Raw genomic sequence first — 24470 nt, 5'->3', positions numbered from 1 at the left:
GTTACGGAATCGGCATCCATCGATCAATGCTCAACGTGGACGACCCGCCGATCGTCGGGCCCGCGCCGAGTCAGGCCCCGCTCGTCCAACCGTTCCAGCAGCGGCACGGCCACCCGGCGCGTGGTGTTCAGAGCCTTCCGGGCATCACTGAGCGTGAACGGCTGCGGGATGGTCGCGAGCACCCCGGCAGCGGCCTCGATCGCATCCGGGGCCAGCACCACGGCGTCGGCCAGGCGGAGCAGGGCTCCCGTGCGTGCCGCGGCCGCGATCTGCCGGGGCCCGAGCCCCACCTCGGCCAACCGTCCCGCCTCGGGCGCCGCGAACGGGTTCTCCGCCAGATCGGCGCGGATCAGGGCGACGGCGTGCGCGACCGGCGCCGGCAGCCCCGCCCCGCCCAGCTCGCCGACCCGGCCGTTGCGATACCCCAGCGGTGGCCTGACCAGGGCCTCGACCAGGGCGCGGTCCGGCAGGCCGAGCAGCCGGCGCAGCTCCTCGACCGGCATGCCCGGCTCCAGCGGATGCTGCTCGACGTATACGCCGACCGCGGCCGCCAACGCCTCACCGAGTTCGGCCCAGTGCCCCGGATCGGCCAGCCAGTCGCCGGTCACCGGTGTCATCGCCGCCGGCACACCCATCCGCCGCAGATCGGCCCGGCGAACCAGCCGCCGGCGGCGCACCTCGTCCCGCTCGTCCGGCCGGCCGTCCATGGTGGCCAGCTCGACCGCCCGCCCGGCGGCCGAACCCCGGCGCCCGAGCGGCGGCGGCAACACATCGAGCACTGTCACCCCACCGGCGAGCCGGCGCAGCCCCGGATCACGCAACAGCGCCCGGTCACCCAGCCGCAGCGGCAGCGCCCGCTCCAGCCGCAGCCGCGCCGTGTCCTTGCCCAGCGGCCGCACCCGCACCGGCACGGCCGCCGCCCCGACGTGCAGAATCGCGGTGCGCGGCAGTTCCCGGACGTCGTCCCCCGCGACCCGGACGTCGATCAGCTCGGCCACCCCGAACTCACCCGGCGTCAGCAGCGCCGACCCGCGGCCCACGTCGGAGGGCTCGACCCCGCGCAGGTTCACCGCCACCCGGGCCACGGCGGCCACCTCGGTCTCCGTGCGGCCGAGCGACTGCAGCCCGCGTGCCCGCACCGGCCGCCCGTCGGTGAGCGTCAGCTCGTCGCCCACCCTGATCCGTCCCGCGCCGAGCGTGCCGGTCACGACCGTTCCGCTGCCCCGGATCGTGAACGACCGGTCCACCCACAGCCGCACCGGCGCGTCCGGGTCCGGGGCCGCGAGCGAGGCGGTCAGCCGGTCGAGCGCGGCCACCAGCTCCGGGAGGCCCAGCCCCGTGGCCCCGCTGACCGCGACCGCGGGCACGTCACCGAGCGAGGTCGAGGCCACTTCGGCGCGGGCCTGGACGATGGCCGGCCCCGGATCGGCGAGATCACTGCGGGTGACGGCGATCAATCCATGGCGTACGCCCAGAGCGTCCAGCGCGGCCAGATGCTCGGCTGACTGCGGCATCCACCCGTCATCGGCCGCGACCACGATCAGCGCGGCCGGCACGGGTCCGACGCCCGCCAGCATGTTCGGCACGAACCGTTCATGCCCCGGCACGTCGACGAACGCGACGGTGGCGCCGGACGGCAGCTCGGTCCAGGCGAACCCGAGATCGATCGTCATGCCGCGGCGCTTCTCCTCGGCCCACCGATCGGGCTCCATCCCGGTGAGCGCCCGCACCAGCGTCGACTTCCCGTGGTCCACATGGCCCGCGGTCGCCACGACATGCACGTCAGCCGTCCCGCCCGGCGCGCGCGTCGCCGCGCTGCCCGCGCTCGGCGGTTCCATCCGCGCGTCGCTCGCTCTGTTGTGCCGGGTTGTTGGGCTGTCCGTGCTTGGCGGTTCCATCCGCGCGTCGCTCGCTCTGTTGTGCCGGGTTGTTGGGCTGTCCGTGCTTGGCGGTTTCATTCGGGTGTTGCTCGCTCTGTTGTGCCGGGTTGTTGGGCTGCCCGCTCGCGGCGGTTCCGGAGGCGGCGGCGACGGCCGCGGCCAGGGTGGCGTCCTGGTTGGGCGGGACGCAGCGCAGGTCCAGCAGGAGGCGGCCGCCCTCGACCCGCCCGACCACCGGTGGGTTGCCCGTGCGCAGGGGGAGAGCCAGGTCGGCCGGCACCGACACCGCCCACGACGGGAGCTCGACGCCCGGGGCACCGCCGCCGCCGACCACGGCCGCGGATTCCGTCGCGGTGGCGTCGACGTCGTCGCCGCGCAGGGCATTGGCGAGCGCTCTGCAGCGTACCCTCAGATTTTGGGGTTCGGCGCGCAGCGCATCCCAGGTCGGGTTGGCCGCCGAGCGCAAGGTGGCCGCCAGCGCGGCCAACGTCAGCTTGTCCACCCGCAGAGCCCGCGCCAGCGGATGCCGGCGCAGCCGCTCGACCAGCCCCGCCTCGCCCAGCAGCAGCCCGGCCTGCGGCCCGCCCAGCAGCTTGTCCCCACTGGCCGTGACCAGGCCGGCGCCGTCCCGCAACGAGGTCGCCGCGTCGGGTTCATCCGGCAGCAGCGGATCCGGTGCGAGCAGCCCCGACCCGATGTCCACGACCACGGTTACCCCGAGCGTCGCCAACGATGCCACCGGAACCGCCGAGGTGAAGCCGGTGACCACGAAGTTCGACGGATGCACCTTGAGCACGAACCCGGTCGCCGGGCCGATCGCCGCCGCGTAGTCAGCGACCGACGTGCGATTGGTCGTGCCCACCTCCCGCAGCCGCGCTCCCGTCGACGCGAGCAGATCCGGCAGCCGGAACCCGTCCCCGATCTCGACCAGCTCACCCCGGCTGACCACGATCTCCCGCCCCACCGCCAGCGCGGTAGCCGCCAACACCAGCGCTGCCGCCCCGTTGTTGACCACATGCACGCCGCCGGCCTCCGGAACGGCCGCCCCCAGCGCCGCCATGGCGTCCCGCCCCCGCCCGGCCCGCTTGCCGGTGCGCAGGTCGAGCTCGACATCGGTGTACCCGGCCGCCGCGACCAGCGCGTCCACGGCCGCCGCCGAGAGGGCGGCCCGCCCGAGGTTGGTGTGCAGCACGACCCCCGTGGCGTTGAGCACCGGCTTCGGCCCGCCCGCGACCAGCGTGGCGGCGGCCTCCCGGGCAATCTCCTCCGGGGCGATCTCGCCGCGCCGGGCGCGCGCCTGCGCGGCCGTGACCGCGTCCTTGACCACGGCCCGCCCCAGCGAGGCGGCCGCGCTGGCCAGCAGCGGGTCGGCGAGCAGCGCATCGGTACGCGGAATCCGCCGTCGCGGATCCGCCGTGGTGTGGTTCACGCGTACTCCTCGGGAGCTGCAGCGGGGTGTCACACGGATACGCCGGATAGCGCACACACGTGTCGAAGAACGCGGGGAAAGCGGCCACTGCTGCCGGTCACCTCGTCGGCCTGGCTTCGATGGTGGCTTCGTAGAGGCCGTCGTCCTCCGTGTCGGCGGCCATCTCGTCGAGGGTGGTGCGGCGCTCGGTGCGGGTTCGTTCGGTGTAGTCGAGGATGTCGCGCAGCAGCACGCGGCGGTGGCGGCCGCGCATCGTGTGCGGGATCTCGCCGTCGGCGAGCAGGCGGACCAGGGTGGGCCGGGAAATGTTCAGCAGGTCGGCGGCTTCCTGGGTGGTGAGCATCGTGTTGTGCGGGGCGATCGAGATGGCCATGCCTTGGGAGAGTGCGCTGACCACGTCGCGCAAGACGGCGTAGAGGTCGTCCGGGATGTCGATCTGCGACCCGTCCGGCCCGATCAGTTTGGCTCGCGCCGCCGGCTCGGCATCGCTCAGGCCGCGCGCGAATCGAACCAGGTCGGCGGGGTCCTGGGGCGGAAGAACGGTCCGTTCGCGCAGCGTGGGGGGCATGATCGCAGCATACCGATATTCGAAAAAAGCGAAAGCGATCGCAGATGCCGGGTCGGTCAGTGGCGCAGCAGGGACTTCACCTCGAGCCGGAAGGGAAACGGCTCTTCGGCGGTCAGATCGTCCGCGGGCCCGGCGATGTCGAACCACCCTCCTTCGCTGCGCTGACCGAACGTTTCTCGCGGCTCGGCGGGGTCGACCTCGTTCCGGCTCGGGCGACCCTGCCCGGGCGGCGGACTTCGGCGTGGCCTCCGCGCCCGGTGACCGGTCATGGGCGGCTTTCGATACGTAGGCATTGTGTTTCCCGCTTGGCGAAATGAGCTGGAACAAAAGCGTTGAGCGGAGGCGGACGGGAATCGAACCCGCCTGACCCGGATGCCGGGTCACACCGGTGTTGAAGACCGGGAGGGGCACCAGCCGCCTGAACGCCTCCACCCGGCAGCGTATGCCACAGTCGACGGGTGACGACGACTGAACCGCGGCGGTTGACCGGATACGCCCACGGCGGTGGCTGCGCCTGCAAGATTCCGCCCGGTGAGCTCGAGTCGGTCGTGGCCGGCCTGCTCCAGCCGGGCACCGGCGACATGAACGCCGAGCTGTTGGTCGGGCTGGACGACGGGGACGACGCCGCTGTGGTGCGGGTGCCGGGTGGGCCGACGATGGTGGCCACGGCCGACTTTTTCACGCCGGTCGTCGATGACCCGTACGACTGGGGGCGGATCGCCGCGGTCAACGCGCTGTCCGACGTCTATGCCATGGGCGGTACGCCGGTTGTCGCCGTGAATCTGCTGGCCTGGCCCCGGGATCTGCTGCCGATGGAGCTGGCCGCCGAGGTGCTGCGCGGCGGGCTGGACGTGGGGCGGCAGGCGGGGTGTCACGTCGCCGGCGGGCACAGCGTGGACGATCCGGAGCCCAAGTACGGCATGGCCGTCACCGGTGTCATCGACCCGGAGCGGATGCTGCGCAACGACGCCGGTGTGCCGAGGATGCCGCTGACGTTGACCAAGCCGCTCGGCATCGGGGTGCTGAACAGCCGGCACAAGGCCACCGGCGAGACGTTTCCGCAGGCAATCGCCACGATGACCACGCTCAACCGGGATGCCTCGCGGGCCGCGGTGGAAGCGGGCGTCACCTGCGCCACCGACGTCACAGGCTTCGGCCTGCTCGGTCACCTGCACAAGCTGGCCCGGGCGAGCGGCGTCACCGCCCACATCGACGCGTCCAGGGTCCCGTACCTCGAAGGGGCGAGAAAGGCCCTGACCGACGGCTACGTCTCCGGCGGCACGCGGCGGAACCTGGACTGGGTGCGGCCGCATCTGGACAGCGACCTGTCCGAGGACGAGTTGCTCCTGCTGGCCGACGCGCAGACCTCGGGCGGTCTGCTGGTGGCCGGTGAGCTGCCCGGACACCCGGTGATCGGGGAGCTGCGAGCGGCGCGCGGCGAAGGGATCACACTCGTAGTACGGTGAAATCCATGGGCGTCCGTACGTGGATCGAGGGCTGGCCGGTCTACCGGCAGCTCACCGGCACGGACCCGCTCGGCCGCGGCGCCGCCGCCCAGTCGGAACGCAGCCGGTCGCTGACCGCCCGCACCGAGACCGCCGATTCGGTGGCCAAGTCCGTCTGCCCGTACTGCGCGGTCGGCTGCGGCCAGCGCATCTACGTCAAGGACGGCGCGGTCACCCAGATCGAGGGCGACCCGGACAGCCCGATCTCCCGCGGCCGCCTCTGCCCCAAGGGCTCGGCCAGCAAGAGCCTGGTCACCAGCGACCGCCGCCAGCACAAGGTGCTGTACCGGCGGCCGTACGGCACCGACTGGGAAGAACTCGACCTGGACACGGCGATGGAGATGATCGCCGACCGGGTGGTCGCCGCGCGCGACGAGACCTGGGAAGAGCAGGACGACGACGGGCGGCCGCTCAACCGCACGCTCGGGTTCGCCAGCCTCGGCGGCGCGACACTCGACAACGAAGAGAACTACCTGATCAAGAAGCTGTTCACCGCGATGGGGGCACTTCAGATCGAGAACCAGGCGCGTATTTGACACTCCGCCACCGTTCCCGGTCTGGGAACCAGCTTCGGCCGTGGCGGGGCCACCGGATTCCTCCAGGATCTGGCTAACGCGGACTGCGTCATCATCCAGGGTTCCAACATGGCCGAGGCCCACCCGGTGGGCTTCCAGTACGTGGTGGACGCCAAGAATCGTGGTGCCAAGGTCATCCACATCGACCCGCGGTTCACCCGGACCAGCGCCCTCGCGCACAGCTACGTGCCGATGCGGGCCGGCGCCGACGTGGCGTTCCTGGGCGGGATCATCAACTACATCCTCAGCAACGAGAAGGACTTCCGCGAGTACGTTCTGGCCTACACCAACGCGGCCATGCTGGTCAGCGAGGACTTCAAGGACACCGAGGACCTGGACGGCCTGTTCTCCGGGTACGACGAGGAGCTGAACGCCTACCACCAGGCCAGCTGGGCCTACGCGGGCCAGGAGGAGCAGGCCCAGAGCGAGGGCGAGGCGCACGCCGACCGCGAGACCGCGTCGGGGCTGGAGCAGGAGTCGCACGGTCCGCCGGTGCCCGGCGGCGTGCCCCGCGACGACACGCTGCAGCACCCGCGGTGCGTCTACCAGGTGCTCAAGCGGCACTACGCGCGGTACACACCGGAGATGGTCGAGCAGCTCTGCGGCGTACCCCAGAAGAAGTTCTTGGAAGTCTGCGAGGCGTGGACCGCCAACTCGGGGCGGGAGCGCACGACGGCCCTGGTCTACTCGGTCGGCTGGACGCAGCACAGCACCGGTGTGCAATACATCCGCACCGGGGCGATCATCCAGCTGCTGCTGGGCAACATGGGCCGGCCCGGCGGCGGTGTGATGGCGCTGCGGGGGCACGCCAGCATCCAGGGCTCGACCGACATCCCGACGCTGTTCAACCTGCTCCCGGGCTATCTGCCGATGCCGCACCACCGGCAGCACGAGACCTACCGGCAGTGGATCGACGCGATCCGGCATCCGGGGCAGAAGGGCTTCTGGTCCGAGGCCGAGTCGTACGCGGTCAACCTGCTCAAGGCCTACTGGGGCGACGCCGCCACCCGGGAGAACGACTGGGGTTACGGCTGGCTGCCGCGGATGACCGGCGACCACGGCACCTACCGCACCGTGCTGGACATGATCGACGGCAAGGTGAAGGGCTATTTCCTGCTCGGGCAGAACCCGGCCGTGGGCTCGGCCCAGGGCAAGGCGCAACGCCTGGGCCTGGCCAACCTGGACTGGCTGGTGGTCCGCGACCTCTTCATGATCGAGAGCGCCACGTTCTGGAAGGACGGGCCGGAGGTCGCGACCGGCGAGCTGGTGCCCGCGGAGTGCCGGACCGAGGTGTTCTTCATGCCCGCCGCCTCGCACGTCGAGAAGGAGGGCACGTTCACACAGACCCAGCGGATGCTCCAGTGGCGCGAGAAGGCGGTCGAGCCGCAGGGTGACTGCCGTTCCGAGCTGTGGTTCAGCTACCACCTGGGCCGCCTGGTCCGCGAGCGGCTGGCCTCCTCGACGCTGCCCCGCGACCGGGGCATCCAGCAGCTGGCCTGGGATTATCCGCTGATCGGGGCGCGCGGTGACGAGCCCGACGCCGAGGCGGTGCTCAAGGAGATCAACGGGTACGAGATCGCCACGGGCAAACCGCTGTCGGCGTTCACCGAGATGAAGCCGGACGGTTCGACGCTGGGTGGTTGCTGGATCTACACCGGTGTTTTCACCGACGGAGTCAATCAGGCCGCCCGCCGCAAGCCGCACACCGAGCAGAACTGGGTGGCTCAGGAGTGGGGCTGGGCGTGGCCGGCCGACCGCCGCACGCTCTACAACCGCGCGTCCGCCGACCCGGAGGGCAAACCCTGGTCGGAACGCAAGAAGTACGTGTGGTGGGACGAGGAGGCCGGGCAGTGGACCGGCTACGACATCCCCGACTTCGAGAAGACGAAGCCGCCGTCCTACCGTCCGCCGGAGGGTGCCACCGGGGTTGAGGCGATCGCCGGCGACGACGCGTTCATCATGCAGGGCGACGGGAAGGGCTGGCTGTACGCGCCGAGCGGCCTGATCGACGGCCCGATGCCGACGCACTACGAGCCGGCCGAGTCGCCGGTCCGCAACCCGCTCTACGGGCAGCAGGCCAACCCCACCCGCAAGGTGTACGACCGCCCGGACAACCCCACCAACCCGGACGCCACCCAGCGTCACGCCGAGGTGTTCCCGTTCGTGTTCACCACCAGCCGGCTCACCGAGCACCACACCGCCGGCGGGATGAGCCGGCAGCTGGCCTACCTGTCCGAGCTGCAGCCGGAGATGTTCGTCGAGGTGTCGCCGGAACTGGCCGCCGAGCGAGGCCTGGAGCATCTGGGCTGGGCCCACGTCGTCACCTCGCGGTCGGCCGTCGAGGCCCGGGTGATGGTCACCGACCGGCTGACCCCGCTGCGCATCGAGGGGCGGCGGATCCACCAGATCTGGCTGCCCTATCACTGGGGGAGCGAAGGGCTGGTGACCGGCGACTCGGCCAACGACCTGATCGGCATCGCGCTCGACCCGAACGTGCTCATCCAGGAGAGCAAGGTGGGTACGTGCGACATCCAGCCGGGCCGCCGTCCGGCCGGCGCCGATCTTCCCGCGTACGTTGAGGGGTATCGGAGACGGGCCGGTCTCACACCGGACCACCGGACGCCCATCCTGACGACCGACGCTGACGAGGACTGAGCATGGCCGGACCGAACAGCTTCTACGGGCCGCTGGACCCCGCGCCGGACGCGGGCTACACCGACGCGCCGCCGCGCATGGGGTTCTTCACCGACACCAGCGTCTGCATCGGCTGCAAGGCGTGCGAGGTGGCCTGCAAGGAGTGGAACGCGGTCCCCGACGACGGCTTCGACCTGCTCGGCCAGTCGTACGACAACACCGGCTCGCTGTCGGCCAACACCTGGCGGCATGTGGCGTTCATCGAGCAGCCGGTGCCCGGCGGGACAGAGAGACACGAGGAAAAGGCCACGGGCCCGCAGTTTCTGGGGATGCCGGGCAAGGACCTGCCGGGGCGCGAGATCGATGCTCCGCGTACGGATTTCCGCTGGCTGATGATGTCCAACGTGTGCAAGCACTGCACGCACGCGGCCTGCCTGGACGTCTGCCCGACCGGTTCGCTGTTCCGCACCGAGTTCGGCACCGTGGTCGTGCAGGAGGACATCTGCAACGGCTGCGGGTACTGCGTGCCGGCCTGCCCGTACGGCGTGATCGACCGCCGCGAGGACGACGGCCGGGCCTGGAAGTGCACGCTCTGCTACGACCGCATCGGTGACGGGCTGACCCCGGCCTGCGCCAAGGCCTGCCCGACCGAGTCGATCCAGTTCGGTGAGCTCGACGAGCTGCGGTCCCGCGCCCAGCACCGGCTGGAAAAACTTCAGGAGCAGGGCGAGACCTCGGCCCGGCTGTACGGACACGACCCCGAGGACGGCGTCGGCGGTGACGGCGCGTTCTTCCTGCTGCTGGACGAGCCCGAGGTGTACGGCCTGCCCCCGGCCCCGGTGGTGACCACCCGTGACCTGCCGTCGATGTACAAGCGGGCCGGCCTGGCCGCGCTGGCCATGGTCGGCGCGGCCGTGGTCGCCTTCGCCGGAGGCCGCCGATGACCACCAACCCCCGCAAGGGCCGCCGTGGCGGTGGCGCCGACCGCTCGATGGTCCCGCCGGCCGACTTCAAGTCCTACTACGGCCGGCCGGTCGTCAAGGCCGCGCCGTGGAAGCACGACATCGCCGCGTACCTGTTCACCGGCGGGCTGGCCGCCGGCTCGGCGCTGCTCGCGGCCGGTGGGGACGCGACCGGCCGCCCCGCGCTGCGCCGCGCCGGCCGCCTCACCGCGATCGGGGCGGTCGCCGCCAGCACCTACTTCCTGGTCGCCGACCTGGGCCGGCCGGAGCGGTTCCTCAACATGCTGCGGGTGGCCAAGCCGACCTCGCCGATGTCGATGGGCACCTGGATCCTGAGCGCCTTCGGTGCCGCGTCCGGTGCGGCCGCCGCGGCCGAGCTGGCGCCGAGTTTGGCCTGGCCCCTACTCGATCCGTTGGGAAAAGTCGGACAATACGGCGCTGCCGCGGTGGCTCCGGCCCTGGCCACGTACACCGCGGTCCTGCTGGCCGACACGGCCACGCCGAGCTGGCACGAGGCGTACCCCGAACTGCCCTTCGTCTTCGGCGGCAGCGCCCTGGCCAGCGGCGCCGCGGTCGGCCTGATCGCCGCGCCCACCGACCAGGCCGGCCCCGCGCGGCGGCTGGCGGTGGCCGGCGCCGCCATGGAGCTCTACGCCACCCACCAGGTGGTGAACTCGAAGGGCCTGGTCAGCGAGCCCTACCGCCAGGGCCGGGCCGACAAGCTGCTCCGCTCGGCGGCCGCGCTGACCGCCGCCGGGGCGATCGGGTCCGTGCTCGGCCGCCGCAGCCGCGTCGTCTCGGCCCTGTCCGGTCTGTCCCTGCTGGCCGGTTCCCTGGCCACCCGGTTCGGCATCTTCGAGGGCGGCATGGCGTCGGCCCGCGACCCGCGCTACACGGTGATCCCACAGAAGGAGCGCGCCGGTTAGCGCCCGGCCCCGCGGGGAATGCCCTTGATCATGCCTGGATGGTTGCAAGCCGGCGGCTGGGGCCTGCTGGCCGGATCGGCCCTGCTGATCGGCGCCGCGGTCGGATACCTGGCCAAGGTCCCGCAGAAGGTCATCGCCTCGGTCATGGCGTTCGGGGCCGGCGTGCTGCTGTCGGCGGTGGCGTTCGAGCTCATCGCCGAGGCGCACGAGCGGGCCGGCCTCACCCCCACGGTCCTCGGGGCGGTGGCCGGCGCGGTCATCTACACCGGCTGCAACGTGCTGCTGGCCCGCCGGGGCGCCCGCCACCGCAAACGTTCCGGCCAGCAGCAGCCCTCCGAACAGCAGCAGGGCGGCTCCGGCACCGCCCTGGCCCTAGGCGCCCTGCTCGACGGCATCCCCGAGTCCATCGTGATCGGCACCAGCCTGCTCGGCGGCGGCGCGATAAGCGTGGTCACCGTCGTGGCCGTGTTCATCAGCAACGTGCCCGAGGGCCTGTCCAGCGCGGCCGGCATGCGCAACGCCCACCGCTCCGGCCGCTACGTCTTCGGTCTGTGGGCCGGCATCGCGCTGATCAGCGGCCTGGCCGCGGTCCTCGGCTACACCGTGCTCGGCTCGGCCCCCGCCGCCGTCCTGGCCGCCATCACGGCCCTGGCCGGCGGCGCAATCCTGTCGATGATCGCCGACACCATGATCCCCGAGGCCTTCGAGGACGCCCACCTGCTGATCGGCCTGATCACGGTGGCCGGCTTCCTGGTCGCCTTCGCCCTCTCCCACGCCGCCTAGAGCCGCACAGACCTTCCCCGACTGACGCGACGTCCGGGTCAACGCCCCGTCATACAGGGGCGTCGGCGTCCCACACGCAGTTCGCGTCAACGGTGTCACATCAGCGGAGAGAAACACGGGCCGCTGCTGGGGAGATCTCAATAACCGTTTAACAGAACGGGCCCGTCGGCCTCCTTTAAGGGTCCTTTTTTCTGGCTTTTTGGCCGACTATTCGATCGCTTGTCCTGTTGGGAGCCTGGATCAGATGTGAAGTGGTCGAGAGGGGTCCAAGATGGGTGGCCGGTGGGGCAGGCATGGCTGGCCGGCTGGTGTGTCGACGTTGCTGGGCGTGATGGTCGGCGCGTTGACGAATCTTGCGACCGCGGGCTGGTCGTGGGGATTGTCCGTGGGCCTGCTGGCGGCGGCGGCATGTTGGACGTTCTGGGAGGTTCGGCTGAGGGGCTCGGAGCAGCGGGCAGCCGAGGTAGAGGCGCGGGACAAGGTGCTCGCCCCGCTGGACCGTGCCGGGGCCGGCGAGGCGGGCGCGTTCGGTCTGCTGGTGGCGGATCGCCGGGTGGTGCCGTTGCAGGGGCGGCGGGCCACTATGGAGCTGTTGCAGGCGTGGTGTGACAGCGAGGAACCGGCCGGCGTTCTGGTCGTGTCGGGTCCGGCGGGGGTGGGCAAGACCCGGCTGGGTTTGGAGTTCGGGTTGCAGCTGCCGGAGCCATGGGTGGCGGGCTGGCTGCGGCCGGGGCAGGCTGCGGCGGCCATGTCGGCGGTTGTGGACTGTGGTGATCCGGCGCTGATGGTGATCGATGACGCGGACACCAGGGCTGAGCTGCCGAGGTTGCTGGAGGTGCTCGCCGAGCATGGCGGGCGTCCGCGGGTACGGTTGCTGCTGATCGCCCGAGACGGCGACGCGCTGCTGGCCGGCTTACGGCCGCTGGTGGCGGATGCGTCGCGGTGGCTCGTGCAGGGCGCCAACGTGGTCGAGGTCGGTGCCCTCGGCGGTGCTGGGGATCGGGAGCGCTGGTATGCCCTGGCCGTGGGTCGCTTCGCGCGGAAGGTCGGCGTCCTGGCGCCGTCGACGGCGAGCCTGGCCGGGGTGGTCGGGGCGGATGACGAGACGATGCTGGCACTGCAGGCGCGGGCACTGTTGACGGTGTTGACTGCTCCAGGTCAGGTCGGCGCGGTGACGGCGGTACGGCGGTTGCCGGTCGGTCAGGTGATCGCTGAGTTGTTCACCCACGAGCAGGCCTGGTGGGAAGGCTCCGCGGCGTTGGAGCGATGGGGCATGTCCGGGTTCGCGAGCGAGACCCGGGAGCGAGCCATCCTGGTGCTGGCGGTGCGCGGGACGACCGACGAGGAATCCGCGGTGCGCGCACTGCGGCGGGTGCCTGATCTGGCTGACGCGACCGGGTCTCAGCTGCGCAGCCTGGCGCGGTGGGTGGCGAGCCTCTACCCGGCGGTTGGTTCGAGGATCCTGATGAAGCCGGATCTGTTCGGGGACTGGTTCATCACCGACCGACTGACCAGTCAACCGCGGCTGGCCGCCGCCCTTCTGTCCGACCTGGATGCGGCCGAGATGGAGTGGGCTCTGGCGGTGCTGACGCGTGCGGCCGCTGTGTTCCCGAGCATGCTGCCGGTCCTTGCTCAGGTATGGGAAGCAGCCGGCGGCAGTCGCATCGAGGCGGCGGTCAGGACGGTCGTCGTGCATCACACGGCCCGGCTCGACCAGCAGTTCGCCGTTTTCCTCGCACACGCCGACATACCGGTCGCAACGCTGGAGGCAGTCGATGCCCAGCTTCCGGAGCACCAGATGCCGCGCAGCAAAGCAGCCGTTGCCCAGCGGTTGGTTGCCCTCTACCGGGGGTTGGCCGCGGATGATCCCGCCCACCAACCCAACTTCGCCAGCGCCCTCAACAACCTCGGCACCCGTCTGTGGGCGCTGGGTGAGCACGGGCCGGCCTATGAGGCCACCAGTGAGGCGGTCACGCTCTGCCGGGCGTTGGTCGCTGAAAGTCCCGCCCATCAACCCACCCTCGCCAGCGTGCTGAATAACCTGGGCATTCGTCTGTGGGCGGTGGGCGAGCACCGGCCGGCCTATGAGGCCACCAGTGAGGCGGTCACGCTCTACCGGGCGTTGGCCGCTGACAATCCCGCCTACCAACCCACCCTCGCCAGCGTCCTGGACAACCTCGGCATCTTTCTGTGGGCGCTGGGCGAGCACCGGCCGGCCTATGAGGCCACCAGTGAGGCGGTCACGCTCTACCGGGCGTTGGTCGTTGACAGTCCCGCCCATCAACGCAACCTCGCCAGCGTCCTGGACAACCTGGGCACCCGTCTGGGGGAGGTGGGTGAGCACCGGCCGGCGTATGAGGCCGCCAGTGAGGCGGTCGTGCTCTATCGGGCGTTGGTTCTTGACAATCCCGCCCACAGATCTGGCCTCGCCAGCGCCCTGGACGGCCTCGGCGGCTGTCTGGGGGCGCTGGGCGAGCACCGGCGGGCCTTTGAAGCCGCCAGTGAGGCGGTCGTGCTCTACCGGGCGTTGGTCGCTGACAATCCCGCCCACCAACGCAACCTCGCCAGCGCCCTCAACAACCTCGGCACCCGTCTGTGGGCGCTGGGTGAGCACGGGCCGGCCTATGAGGCCACCAGCGAGGCCGTCGTGCTCTACCGGGCGTTGGTCGTTGACAATCCCGCCCACCAGCCCAACTTCGCCAGCACCCTGGACAACCTGGGCACCCGTCTGGGGGCGGTGGGGGAGCACGGGCCGGCCTTTGAGGCCGCCAGCGAGGCGGTCACGCTCTACCGGGCGTTGGTCGTTGACAATCCCGCCCACCAGCCCAACTTCGCCATCGCCCTCAACAACCTCGGCACCCGTCTGTGGGCGCTGGGCGAGCACCGGCCGGCCTTCGAGGCCACCAGTGAGGCGGTCGTGCTCTACCGGGCGTTGGTCGTTGACAATGCCGCCCACCAGCCCACCCTCGCCAGCGCCCTCAACAACCTCGGCACCCATCTGTGTGAGCTCGGCGAGCACGAGACCGAGTTTCGTCACCGACAGGAGGCGGTAGATCTCTATAGAACGATGGCCGAACGAGACACAGACATCTACGGCGCCGATTACGAACGAGCCGTCACCAACCTCCAAGCTGTCTACGTCCGCCACGGTAAGGACAATGAAGCCGTCCGCCTTGGACTATTGCCACAACCCCGAGACTCGGGCGACTCCAAGAGACGGCCGGAAAGTCCCGCCACCCCAGACAGCCCGCGAATGCAGGACTGATCTTCGCGACCATGTGACAGAGGATCGATGCGGCTGGCATCGCGTCGCCGTCACACCCGGTTCACCGGCGCGACCTGGACCGATCCGGGCCGGCTGCGGAGCCGCCTCGCCGACATCCGCGCGGCTGATTGCGGACGGGCTATTGCCACCTATCCGCTCCTTCGTGGTCAGCAGGGGCGAACTGGACCCCGGCGGCCTCGGCGTGGCCGTACCGGTGCGTACCGAGGGTGGCCGCGTCGTCGCCGCGATCAGCATCGCCGCACTCGCACGCGCATCATCGCGATCGAGGAGCGCTCGTGGACCGGGGACCTGTTCCGGGCGCTGCGGGCGCTGCGGGCGCTGCGGGCGCTGCGGGCGCTGCGGGCGCTGCCGGCACGGCCGGGCTCGACTTCTTCGAGCTGGACTTCTTCGCAGGGCGGGACACCGCGCGCGCAGCATCGAGGACCTGGCCGGGGACCGGCTCGCGGCCATGGACGAGATGGGCATGGACGTGCAGGTCGCTGTCGGCCGGGCCCTCAACTCGACAAGCTCGACGAAGCCGAACTCCCGTCGCCCGTCATAGTCTGGGCACCCGAGCAGACCGGAGAATTCCTCAAGCTGCTCCGCTCGGCGGCCGCGGTCCTCGGCCACACCGTGCTCGGCTCGGCTCCCGCCGCCGCCCTGCCCGCCATCACAGCCCTGGCCGGCGGCGCCATCCTGCCGATGATCGCCGACACCATGATCCCCGAGGCCTTCGAGGACGCCCACCTGCTGATCGGCCTGATCACGGTGGCCGGCTTCCTGGTCGCCTTCGCCCTCTCCCACGCCGCCTAGAGCCGCACAGACCTTCCGGATGACCCACGTGTGTGATCTTCCGGCGGCGATTCTCTGGTACGAGCGGCGGCTCGGCGCCCCCACCCACGCGCACTTCACCCTCGGGCCGGCCCAGTTCGCGCGCCCACGACGGTCTATCACGGGGGGCGCGGCCCGGCCGACTACTCGCGCGACCCGACCGGAGCACGGATCTGCCGATGTGAGTCGCTTTCGTCGCGAGCCGTGATGAGGCCGACTTCGCTCTTTTCCGGTTTCAGTAATTGCCGGCCGATGGCAGCAATGCGCGCCCGCCGTCGGCGGGCGGATTCGGGTTGTCAGATCGTTTCTGTAGTTTCGGGCGGGTCCGGGTCGGCGTTTGACGCGGTTCCGGATACACGTAACAGCTTTTCTCCGAGACAGGCCGGTGGGGGTTCCTCCTGTGTGGATGGGCAAGACATTTGCGTCGCCGCCGGGTTTTGCGATTGTCGCAGGTGAGGTCGCTGGATCCGGCACCGCGAGGTCCGGCACTGCGGGTCCAGCCGCAGCAACGCTAGCCTGGGCCCTTCGTTAAGGTTTGTCCAAGGGCTGGGCTGAAATAGAAAAGTGCCTTCCGATCAGGGGAAATAGGGCTTGTCGAAAGTCCTGTTGTCCCGCCACGGAAGGCACTTGCAGGGTGAAGGTTACCGCAACACGTCCGAAGATCACGGCGGCCGGGGACGGTCCGGGCGTGGTCGGTCACGCCGGCGCCCGGCTGCTCGCTGACCTGGCCGACACTACCGGCTTGACCAGCGGTTTCAGTCAGGCTTTGGCCGGGTTGCGGCAGCGGCGGCGCGGCCACGATCCGGGCCGGATCACGGTCGATGTGGCGGTGATGCTCGCCGACGGTGGTGAGGCCATCGCCGATCTGGCGGTGCGGCGTAACGAGGCCGGCCTGTTCGGGTCGGTCGCCTCGGACCCCACGGCGTGGCGACTGTTGTCGCTGAGCCAGGTCCTCTCGCTCGCCACGCCGCCCGGCGCGCTGGAGATGATCAGCGCTGGGAGATGACGCTCGGGCGTCGTGTCATCCGCCTGTGCGCAGCGCCGTTGCGGCGTCTCGCAGTGCGTTGGCGAGTCGATCGACGTCATCGTCTGTGGTGGCCCAGTTCGAGAAGGACACCCGCACCGCTGCTCGACCGTGCCATACGGTTCCGGCGACCCAGGCCTCGCCGCTGTGGCGTACGTGCTCGCACACCTGCCAGGTGGTCTCGTCGTCGTCGACCCGGACGAGGACCTGGTTGAGCACGACGTCGTTGCAGACGATGAAGCCGGCGTCATCGCGGACGGCGTCAGCCAGGCGGCGGGCGTGATCACAGCAGCGTTCGATCAGGGCCTGGACGCCGGGGCGGCCCAACGATGCCAGTGCCGCGTACACGGGCACGGCGCGAGATCGGCGGGACATCTCGGGGACGAGGACGCCGGGTTCACGGGCGGTGCTGGTGGGCAGGTAGCTGGTGGTTGCGCCGAGCGCGGCGCGAGCGGCGTCGGGGTGATTGACGATGGACAGGCCGCAGTCGTATGGGACGTTGAGCCATTTGTGGGCATCGGTCGACCAGGAATCGGCTCGCTCGACCCCGGCGACGAGCTCCGACAGTCGTGGTGATGCCTGTGCCCACAGTCCGAATGCGCCGTCGACGTGGACCCATCCGCCGTGTTCGCGGGTCAGGTCGACGATCTGTGCCATGGGGTCGCAGGCGCCGGAGTTCACGTTGCCGACTTGTGCGCACACGATGGCGGGAGTTGGGTCGGCGGCGAGGGCGTCGGCGAGCGCGTCGGCGCGCATCGCTCCTTGGTCGTCGACGGCGACGCGTTCGACGAGGCGCGCTCCCAGGCCGATCATCTGGATTGCCTGCAGCACCGACGGGTGGACCTCGTCGCCGGCGATCACGCGGATGCGGGGGGCCTGAGTGAGCCCATCGGCCTCAACGTCCCAGCCCTGCCGTTGCAATAGGACGTGGCGTGCGGCGAGCAGACCGACGGTGTTGCCGGCCGTGGCGCCGGTGACGAACCCGACCGTCGCTTCAGTCGGCAGACCTAGCACCTGCAGGATCCACTGTTCAGTGACGGCATCGACCGCGGCACCTGCCGGCGAGGACATCCGGCTGTAGGCGGTCTGGTCCCAGGTGGACACCAACCAGTCGGCAGCCAGCGCGGCGGGAAGGGACCCGCCGACGACGAGCCCGAAGTAGCGGGGACCGGCGCTGGCGATGGTGGCCGGGCCGAGGATCGCGGCCAGCCGTTGGACCACTGCCACTGCATCCGTCGCGTGCTCCGGGACCGGGCCGCTGAGAAGGTCCAGGACCTCGTCGTAGCCGGTAATCGCGTCCACATGTCGGTCCGGCAGATCCCGCAGGTACTCCATCGCCAATTCCGCCGCCCGCCGAAGAACGATATGTGCCCCATCAAAGGAATCAGAGGCGGTGCTGTGATCCATCTACTTCTCCTTCACCCGAACTCGACCGTGCAGGACTAGCCTCGGCGCTTCGTTAAGGGCTGTCCAAGCAGTGGACCGGAAGCGAAGAAGTGCCTTCTGATCAGGGAAAATAGGGCTTGTCGAGAGTCCTAATCAACCCGTCACGGAAGGCACTTGCTGGGTGAAGACTACCCGAACACGTCCGAAGATCATGGTGGCCGGGGACGGGCGGGGCGTGGTCGGTCATGCCGGTGCCCGACTGCTCGCCGACCTGGCGGATGCGACCGGTTTGACCAGCGCATTCGGCCAGGCATTGGCAGGCTTGCGGCAGCGGCAGGGCGGGCATGATCCGGGTCGGGTCGCGGTCGATCTCGCCGTGATGCTCGCCGACGGCGGCGAGGCCATCGCTGACCTGGCAGTACTGCGAAATCAGCAGGCCCTGTTCGGGACGGTCGCGTCCGACCCGACCGCGTGGCGGCTGTTGTCGCAGCTCGACGCCACGATGCTGGCTGAGCTGCAGGACGCCCGGGCCCAAGCCCGTGAGGTCGCCTGGGCCCAGCACGCCGAGGTCCGTGGCGACCTGCCGCAATCGATGGTGGCTGGTCAGCAGGTGGACGGCCTGGTCCTGGACATCGACGCGACCATCGTGATCTGCCACTCCGAGAAGGAGTCCGCGACCCGCACCTGGAAGAAGACCTTCGGGTTCCACCCGCTGCTGTGTTTCCTGGACAACACCGGCGAGGCCCTCGCCGGTGTGCTGCGCGAGGGCCGGGCCGGCTCGAACACCACCACCGACCACATCACCGTCCTCGACCAGGCCCTCGCCCAGATCCCCGACGCCCACCGACACGGGACCCCGATCCTGCTCCGCTCGGATTCGGCCGGATCCAGTCACGGTTTCCTCGCCCACATCCGGTCCTGGCGCCAGCGGTACCTCGACATCCGATTCAGTGTCGGCGCCGCGATCACCGAAGCGGTCCGGGAAGCGGTCCGGGCCGCGACCGGCTGGGTCCCCGCCCTCGACACTGGCGGTGATCTGCGTGAACACGCCGAGGTCGGCGAGATCACCGGCTTGTTCGAGGCGACCGGCTGGCCCGGAGGGACCCGGTTCCTGGTCCGTGGGGAACGCCCGTATCCCGGCGCCCAACTGAGCCTGTTCGACACCATCGAGGGCTGGCGGCACCAGATCGTGGCCACCGACACCCCGCCCGGCACCGGCAGCATCCAGCTCCTGGAAGCCCGACATCGGGCTCACGCCAGGGTGGAGGACAAGATCCGAACCGGCAAGACCACCGGCTTCGGACGGTTCCCGTCTCGCGTCTTCGCGATCAACCAGGCCTGGCTCCAACTCGCGTTGACCGGCATCGACCTGCTCGCCTGGACTCAGACCCTGCTCCTGGACGGCGACCTCGCCAAAGCCGAACCCAAGAAACTGCGTTACCGGCTGCTGCACGTCGCGGCCCGGATCACCCCCACCGCCCGGCGGACCGCCTCGCCATCGCCGCCGACTGGCCTTGGGCAAATGCACTGACCAGCGCATTCAGCAACCTCGCGGCACTACCCCGCCCCACCGGCTGACCCCGCAGCTCACTCCTCAACCAGCAACACGGAGGAACCCGGCCCCGCGCCGGGCATTCGGCATGCCAACAAAACAGCGACAAAAACCCAAATCGTATTCATCGAACAAAGGCTATGGGGCGACGCTCAAGTGAAAGACCGAGGCTAGGCGTGGCCGCCGGGTCGGTCAGGGCGAGGTAAGGCGTGGCCGCTGGGTCGGTCAGGGCGAGGTGGGGCGTGGCCGCCGGATCGGTCACGGCGTCGTGGGGCACGGCGGCCGGGTCAGTCCCGGGGACGTTGGGTGTGGCCGCCGGTTCGGTTACGGCGGCGGTTGCCACCGTCGGCGCGTGACCGCACGCAGCCTGTTGCTCCGACGACCCCACTCCAATCGGCTCCGCGACGTGCGCCTCGGCCGTATGGGTCGTCAGGACCGGCGACCCGCCGCCGCCCGGTGTCGAGCCGGCGGTGCTGGGTCCGGCACCCGCGGCGACTGATCTGTGTCTGCTCCAGACCGCAACCGGCGCAGCTTCGTGGCATGCCTCTGTGACAAGCCCCAGACCCGATGACGAGCATGCTCCCGGCGAAATTCCTCGCCCTCAACAGAATAGCGACGCGACGCAGCCCGATCACGCATGGCGGCCAATCCCGCCGACGTGAACAATTGAAGCTGTCGCATACCAAAAATTGTTCCGCACGCCGCCCGAACCATCACACTGAACGATCACCCAGAAAGAGCGACGATTGTCACCATCGCACACAGACCCAGTCGCGACAGGGGCCGCCTTCGTGCAAAGAAGGGCGCCCCATCGGCCGCGATCCGCGCCAACGCGACGGGACTATTGTGCGCTGCGAGCCGCGCTCACATGCCGCGGGGAAGGCGCGGAGGGTGAGGCGGAGCAACGCCATCGCCAGTCCGATCGGTGGCAGGGGTGGCGTGGATCGGCCTGGCGACATCGGCGGGGTGTGTACGGCCCTCGGGCGCTTACGGTGTTAGCGGAACAGCACCGTGGTCCGATGCTCCGTCTCGGCGCTCGGGTGGCCAAGTGTTGCACCACAGGCATGACCAGTTGAGATTGTCGCGGTCGTTGGTTCCGCCGTTGAATCGGGCGACGAGGTGACCGAGTGACCCGATCCGGCGACCGACGTGAGCCCAGGCTGCGGGTCGGCCGTCCGCGCCGGACGGCCGACCTTCCACAGCGAGTGAACCGCAATGAGTGCACCGGCCCTCGGCGGCCTCGAGAACTTCCCTCACCGTTTCCGGAGTCACTCTGCCGCCCGCGACCCCTGACATGAGGCGCGGGCGGTTCGCGGTCCTAGCCTTCAACCGATACCACTTCAGCCGTTGTTCTGCCGTGGTGAGGGCCAGGAACTCGGACCATGACCGATAAATCGGTGGGGGTGCATCGACAGTGTCCGGTTCCGGAGTTGTCGGCAGTGGACGAGCCTTGGCGAGAAGGCGCTCTCCCATTGGAGCGGGAAGCGTCGCAGCGAACGCTTGAAGCTCCTCCAACGTTGGGGCTTCGCGGTCAGGCTCCACATCGCAATTCTGGGCCTGGAGATTGCCTCTGGACTCATCCTTCTGGTTCGACCTCGGCGACGAGCCGCGAGCCCGTCATCGGCTCGTCGCTCTACGCGGCGCAGCCGGGCTTGTTCGGGCGGGTGGCCTCGGACCCGACCGCGTGGCGGGTCCTCGCCGCGATCGACGAGTCGGCTTGGGCATAGCGATCGGGGGCACGATCGGCGCCGCGATCGGCGGCCCGCCCGGAGCGGTCATCGGTTGCGTGGTCGGCGCCGTGGACGCACGGGTGACCGGCGGGTCAATGAGTGACGCGGGCGGCGCTTGCGCCCGCAACGCGGCCTACGGCGCCGGGTTGGGCGCGGGCAACGCCCTAGCCAACGCGATCACCGGGAACTGATGGCGGGGGCCCGCGCCGGGGTAGTGACGAAAGGCCGGTGCGGGCCCGCGGCGTTCGGGCGGACGATCAGCCTCGCGCCTTGGCGACCAGGTCGCGCACCTCGGGTGCCACCTCGGCGGCCAGCCGCTCGTACGACCGGGGGTCGTCCCCGCCGACGATGAAGCCGCTGATGCCGTACTCGAGGGTCAGTTCGGCCAGTTGCTCGGCGGAATAGTCGAACCGCATGAAGTTCATCAGCCTCCGCACCGCGGCGGGGGAACGGCCCGCTTTCTCGGCCCCCTCGTCGATCCGCGCGTTCATCCCCGGCAGCGAGGCGACACCGTCGGGCAGGTATTCCATCGACGGCAGCCACCCGTCGCCCTGCGCGCCGGTCAGCGCCAGGATCCGCGGCTTGTACGCACCGACCCACACCCCGATGTCGTGCGCCGGCTTGGGGCCCCGCTTCGCCCCGCTGACCTGGTAGTACTCGCCGTCGTGGCGGACCCGGCCGGTGCTGTCGGTGTCCCACAGGTCGCGGATGATCCCGATCGCCTCGCCCAGCGCCTCGATGCTCTGCCCGGCGGTCAGCCGCCGGCCGCCCATCGACACGATCGCGTCCCAGAAGCCGCCCGCGCCGATACCCAGCTCGAGCCGCCCGCCGCTGAGGATGTCCAGCGAGGCGGCCGCGCGGGCCAGCACGGCCGGCGGCCGCAACGCCAGGTTGGTGACGTTGGCGGCGATCCGGATCCGCGACGTCCGCGCGGCCACATAGGACATCAGCGTCCACGTGTCCAGGAACGACGGCTGGTACGGGTGGTCCTGGAAGGTCACCAGGTCGAGCCCGGCGCGGTCGGCCGTGACGGCCAGATCGACGGCCGCCCGGTCCTCGGCGCTGGGCGTCACGAACGCGCCGAACAGCAGATCATGCCCGTAGTCGGTCATGCCGTCACCCCAAAGACGTTGAAGTTGTCGCGGAACAGATTGTCCGGGTCGTAGCGTCGCTTCAGCACCCGCAGCCGGTCCAGCACCGGCGGCGGGAAGGCGTCGTGCAGCCGCTCCGGCCGGGGGTCGGTCTCGAAACTCAGGTACAACCCGTCGAAATGGCGGGCCAGGCGGTCCCAGACCCGGTCGAGCCCGTCCCGGTCGCGGCCGATCGCGGTCACCTGAAATTCCGGCGTACGGTGCCAGAACGCGGTCGCCTCGGGTGCGGTGTCGCCGATCGCCCCGCCCATCTGCCGCAGTTGGAAGAAGAAGACCTCGCCGGTACGCAGCAGAGCCGCCGCGTCCCGCGCGAACTCGTCGGTCAGCTCGGGCAGGAACGCCGACCGCGACACCGGTTCGCCGACCCCGTGATGTCCCTCGGCCCCCACGTCCGCCGCCGACGCCATGACCCCGGCGTAGCGGGTGAGGACCACCTGCTGTTGCGCCAGCAGGCCGGTCGACGCGAACGGGGTGAGCCGCTCGACCACCACCTCCGGGTCGGCCGCGTCCACCACCCCGTACATCTGGATCACCGACTGCCCCTGCCGCGGCGGCCCGGCCAGCCAGAACACCGTCGTGTCGCGCGGCGCTGCCCGGGCCACCCGGCCGTATTCCCGCAGCGACTGCTCGACGTCCGGGCTGACCAGCACCAGCTGCGCCCAGCCGACCTCGTGCACCTCGCTCGCCTGGAACTCGAACGCGGTGACGACACCGAAGTTCGCGCCGGCACCGCGTACACCCCAGAAAAGCTCTTGATCGTGGGTCTCGTCCGCCCGGATCTGGGTGCCGTCGGCCAGCACCAACTCCACCGCCCGCAGGCTGTCGATGGTCAGCCCGTGCTCGCGCGACAGGAAGCCGATGCCGCCGGCCGTGGCCAGCCCGCCCACCCCGACCCCGCCGTAGTCGCCCGAACCCAGCGCCCAGTCGTGCTTGTCCAGGGCGGCGGCGACCTGCTTCCAGGTGGCGCCCGGCCCGATCCGTACCAGCCGCCGCCGCTCGTCCAGCACCTCGATCTCGTTCATCCGGCTGACGTCGATCACCAGCCCGCCGTCGTTCGTGCTGCGCCCGCTCACGCCGTGGCCGCCGCTGCGCAGCCCGAGCGGCAGATCCGGGTGCCGCCGCGCGAAGGCCAGCGCGTCGGCGACCTCGTCGGGCGTGCCCGGCTGGAGTACGAGCCCCGGTGCCCCGCCGCGCATGTACGTCGACCGGCGCCCGCGATAGCCCGGATCGCCCGGCTCGATCACCGCGTCGGCCAGCGAGCCGGGCACCCCGTCGTAGTCGATGCCCGGCCGCCGCCGCGCCCGGGCGGCCGAGGTCCGGCGCTGCTTGTTCGCGGTGCCCCGCAGCTGCCCGATCTCGCCGGCGGGCCGGATCGTCACGTCCGGCGGCGCGCCGACGACCAGGCGGGTGCCGGCCAGGGTGGCGAGGCTCTCCTTGGCCTTGGCGACCATGGCCGGGGAGGCGGCGGCGGGGTCGTGCGGGATGCCGATCTGGATCCGCTCGGTGCGGCCGGCGAGCCAGGCGGCGGTGGTCCACGGGTCGAGGCCCTGCACGTCGTCGTCGGTGTCCGGCTCGCTCAGCATGACCAGGTCGAGGTCACGGGCCTCGGCCTGCTCGGCCAAGGCGGCCAGCCGGTCTGCGTGCGCGAGGTCGAGCTCAACGCCCAACTCGACGGCCATCGCGATCCTCCAGATCTTCGATCGTATTCTGCCTAGATAGTATTCCTGGCAGACGATCTGTCCAGCAGATAGCATGGCGGGGTGAGCAACGCGACAGCAGCCGACGACTTCGGCGCGGCCATGGGCATGGTCCTGCGGTCGTACGCGGAAATGGTCGGCCCCCAACTGGTCGACTTCCCGCAGGGCGCGCGCGGCTACGAAACGCTGTGCGAGGTCCTCAAGGGCGAGCCGCCCAGTCAGGCCGCCCTCGCCGCCAAACTCGGCATCGACCGCACCATCATGACCTACCTCCTCGACGACCTGGCCGCGGCCGGCCTGGTCGAACGCCGCCCCAACCCCGCTGACCGCCGCCAACGCCGCATCGTCGCCACGCCTCACGGCCGGGCGGCGGTGTCCGAGCTGTGCGGCCGGGTGGCCGAGGCCGAGCAGGCGGCGCTGGCCCGCCTGGACGAGAACGAGCGGGTGCTCTTCCGGCGCCTCCTGAGCAAGGCGGCCGGCACCGCGCCCGCCCACACCGAAGAGGCCTGCGCCATCGTCACCGGCGCCCTGGCCGAGTGACCGGCGCTGCTCCCGCCCAACCGGCCAGGGCG

14 protein-coding genes, 1 tRNA gene and 3 pseudogenes are annotated in these 24470 nt (G+C 70.6%); 11 read left to right on the top strand and 7 right to left on the bottom strand.

The window, feature by feature from the left end; all coding sequences use genetic code 11:
* Positions 1-23 precede the first annotated feature (23 nt).
* The 4 genes and pseudogenes from selB to ACGFIO_RS13830 all read right to left on the bottom strand — a co-directional run bounded on the left by selB (position 24) and on the right by ACGFIO_RS13830 (position 4307).
* Positions 24-1781, bottom strand: coding sequence for a selenocysteine-specific translation elongation factor (gene selB / locus ACGFIO_RS13845; protein WP_392826417.1), 1758 nt, complete (start codon positions 1779-1781; stop codon positions 24-26).
* 238 nt (positions 1782-2019) lie between these two features.
* Positions 2020-3309 (bottom strand): annotated as a pseudogene (selA, locus tag ACGFIO_RS13840) (L-seryl-tRNA(Sec) selenium transferase); the annotation flags it as partial.
* Positions 3310-3406: 97 nt separating this feature from the next.
* The gene (locus tag ACGFIO_RS13835) at positions 3407-3877 is read right to left on the bottom strand and encodes a helix-turn-helix domain-containing protein (protein WP_392826205.1); all 471 of its coding nucleotides are present in this window, start codon (positions 3875-3877) and stop codon (positions 3407-3409) included.
* 336 nt (positions 3878-4213) lie between these two features.
* Positions 4214-4307: transfer RNA gene (locus ACGFIO_RS13830), tRNA-Sec, on the bottom strand.
* Between the two features lie 28 nt (positions 4308-4335).
* On the opposite strand from ACGFIO_RS13830, the gene selD reads away from it, so the two are divergent.
* The 8 genes and pseudogenes from selD to ACGFIO_RS13790 form a co-directional block, all read left to right on the top strand.
* The gene (gene selD / locus ACGFIO_RS13825; protein ID WP_392826203.1) at positions 4336-5343 is read left to right on the top strand and encodes a selenide, water dikinase SelD; all 1008 of its coding nucleotides are present in this window, start codon (positions 4336-4338) and stop codon (positions 5341-5343) included.
* 5 nt (positions 5344-5348) lie between these two features.
* Entirely contained in the window at positions 5349-8612 is a 3264-nt protein-coding gene (gene fdh, locus ACGFIO_RS13820) for a formate dehydrogenase (RefSeq protein ID WP_392826201.1), read from the top strand.
* 2 nt (positions 8613-8614) lie between these two features.
* Positions 8615-9535, top strand: coding sequence for a 4Fe-4S dicluster domain-containing protein (locus ACGFIO_RS13815; protein ID WP_392826199.1), 921 nt, complete (start codon positions 8615-8617; stop codon positions 9533-9535).
* Complete coding sequence (gene nrfD / locus ACGFIO_RS13810; RefSeq protein ID WP_392826197.1) at positions 9532-10479, top strand: NrfD/PsrC family molybdoenzyme membrane anchor subunit; 948 nt, start codon at positions 9532-9534, stop codon at positions 10477-10479. Before ACGFIO_RS13815 ends, nrfD begins: the two co-directional genes overlap by 4 nt.
* 30 nt (positions 10480-10509) lie before the next feature.
* The gene (locus ACGFIO_RS13805) at positions 10510-11262 is read left to right on the top strand and encodes a ZIP family metal transporter (protein WP_392826194.1); all 753 of its coding nucleotides are present in this window, start codon (positions 10510-10512) and stop codon (positions 11260-11262) included.
* Between the two features lie 310 nt (positions 11263-11572).
* Entirely contained in the window at positions 11573-14527 is a 2955-nt protein-coding gene (locus ACGFIO_RS13800) for a hypothetical protein (RefSeq protein WP_392826191.1), read from the top strand.
* Between the two features lie 633 nt (positions 14528-15160).
* Positions 15161-15340, top strand: a complete 180-nt coding sequence (locus ACGFIO_RS13795; RefSeq protein ID WP_392826189.1) for a hypothetical protein — start codon at positions 15161-15163, stop codon at positions 15338-15340.
* A gap of 592 nt (positions 15341-15932) precedes the next feature.
* Positions 15933-16322 (top strand): annotated as a pseudogene (locus ACGFIO_RS13790) (transposase); the annotation flags it as partial.
* Between the two features lie 57 nt (positions 16323-16379).
* Here ACGFIO_RS13790 and ACGFIO_RS13785 read toward each other — a convergent pair.
* The gene (locus ACGFIO_RS13785) at positions 16380-17789 is read right to left on the bottom strand and encodes a pyridoxal phosphate-dependent decarboxylase family protein (protein ID WP_392826186.1); all 1410 of its coding nucleotides are present in this window, start codon (positions 17787-17789) and stop codon (positions 16380-16382) included.
* 190 nt (positions 17790-17979) lie between these two features.
* Here ACGFIO_RS13785 and ACGFIO_RS13780 point away from each other — a divergent pair.
* Positions 17980-19346: pseudogene (locus tag ACGFIO_RS13780) on the top strand (IS1380 family transposase).
* A 1691-nt stretch (positions 19347-21037) separates the two neighbouring features.
* Entirely contained in the window at positions 21038-21241 is a 204-nt protein-coding gene (locus ACGFIO_RS13775; protein WP_392826184.1) for a hypothetical protein, read from the top strand.
* A gap of 66 nt (positions 21242-21307) precedes the next feature.
* Here ACGFIO_RS13775 and ACGFIO_RS13770 read toward each other — a convergent pair whose 3' ends face one another.
* Together ACGFIO_RS13770 and ACGFIO_RS13765 are read right to left on the bottom strand one after the other, a co-directional pair.
* Positions 21308-22162 carry an LLM class flavin-dependent oxidoreductase gene (locus tag ACGFIO_RS13770; protein WP_392826181.1) on the bottom strand — a complete coding sequence of 285 codons (855 nt, stop codon included), beginning with the start codon at positions 22160-22162 and terminating at the stop codon, positions 21308-21310.
* Positions 22159-23880: an LLM class flavin-dependent oxidoreductase gene (locus ACGFIO_RS13765; protein WP_392826178.1), complete on the bottom strand. Its 1722-nt coding sequence runs from the start codon at positions 23878-23880 to the stop codon at positions 22159-22161. The genes ACGFIO_RS13770 and ACGFIO_RS13765 overlap by 4 nt, the downstream gene beginning before the upstream one ends.
* 81 nt (positions 23881-23961) lie before the next feature.
* On the opposite strand from ACGFIO_RS13765, the gene ACGFIO_RS13760 reads away from it, so the two are divergent.
* Positions 23962-24438: a MarR family winged helix-turn-helix transcriptional regulator gene (locus ACGFIO_RS13760; RefSeq protein ID WP_392826176.1), complete on the top strand. Its 477-nt coding sequence runs from the start codon at positions 23962-23964 to the stop codon at positions 24436-24438.
* Positions 24439-24470: the final 32 nt, after the last annotated feature.

This window comes from Actinoplanes sp. NPDC049265, assembly GCF_043197135.1.
Classification (GTDB): Bacteria; Actinomycetota; Actinomycetes; order Mycobacteriales; family Micromonosporaceae; genus Actinoplanes.
Note: the sequence above shows the minus strand (reverse complement) of the source record. Positions and strands in the feature narration are given on the sequence as shown.

Coding starts and splice junctions, on each gene's coding strand:
- ACGFIO_RS13835 (WP_392826205.1), bottom strand. CDS start 3,877: ATGCCCCCCACGCTGCGCGAACGGACCGTTCTTCCGCCCCAGGACCCC.
- ACGFIO_RS13815 (WP_392826199.1), top strand. CDS start 8,615: ATGGCCGGACCGAACAGCTTCTACGGGCCGCTGGACCCCGCGCCGGAC.
- nrfD (WP_392826197.1), top strand. CDS start 9,532: ATGACCACCAACCCCCGCAAGGGCCGCCGTGGCGGTGGCGCCGACCGC.
- ACGFIO_RS13805 (WP_392826194.1), top strand. CDS start 10,510: ATGCCTGGATGGTTGCAAGCCGGCGGCTGGGGCCTGCTGGCCGGATCG.
- ACGFIO_RS13785 (WP_392826186.1), bottom strand. CDS start 17,789: ATGGATCACAGCACCGCCTCTGATTCCTTTGATGGGGCACATATCGTT.
- ACGFIO_RS13770 (WP_392826181.1), bottom strand. CDS start 22,162: ATGACCGACTACGGGCATGATCTGCTGTTCGGCGCGTTCGTGACGCCC.
- ACGFIO_RS13765 (WP_392826178.1), bottom strand. CDS start 23,880: ATGGCCGTCGAGTTGGGCGTTGAGCTCGACCTCGCGCACGCAGACCGG.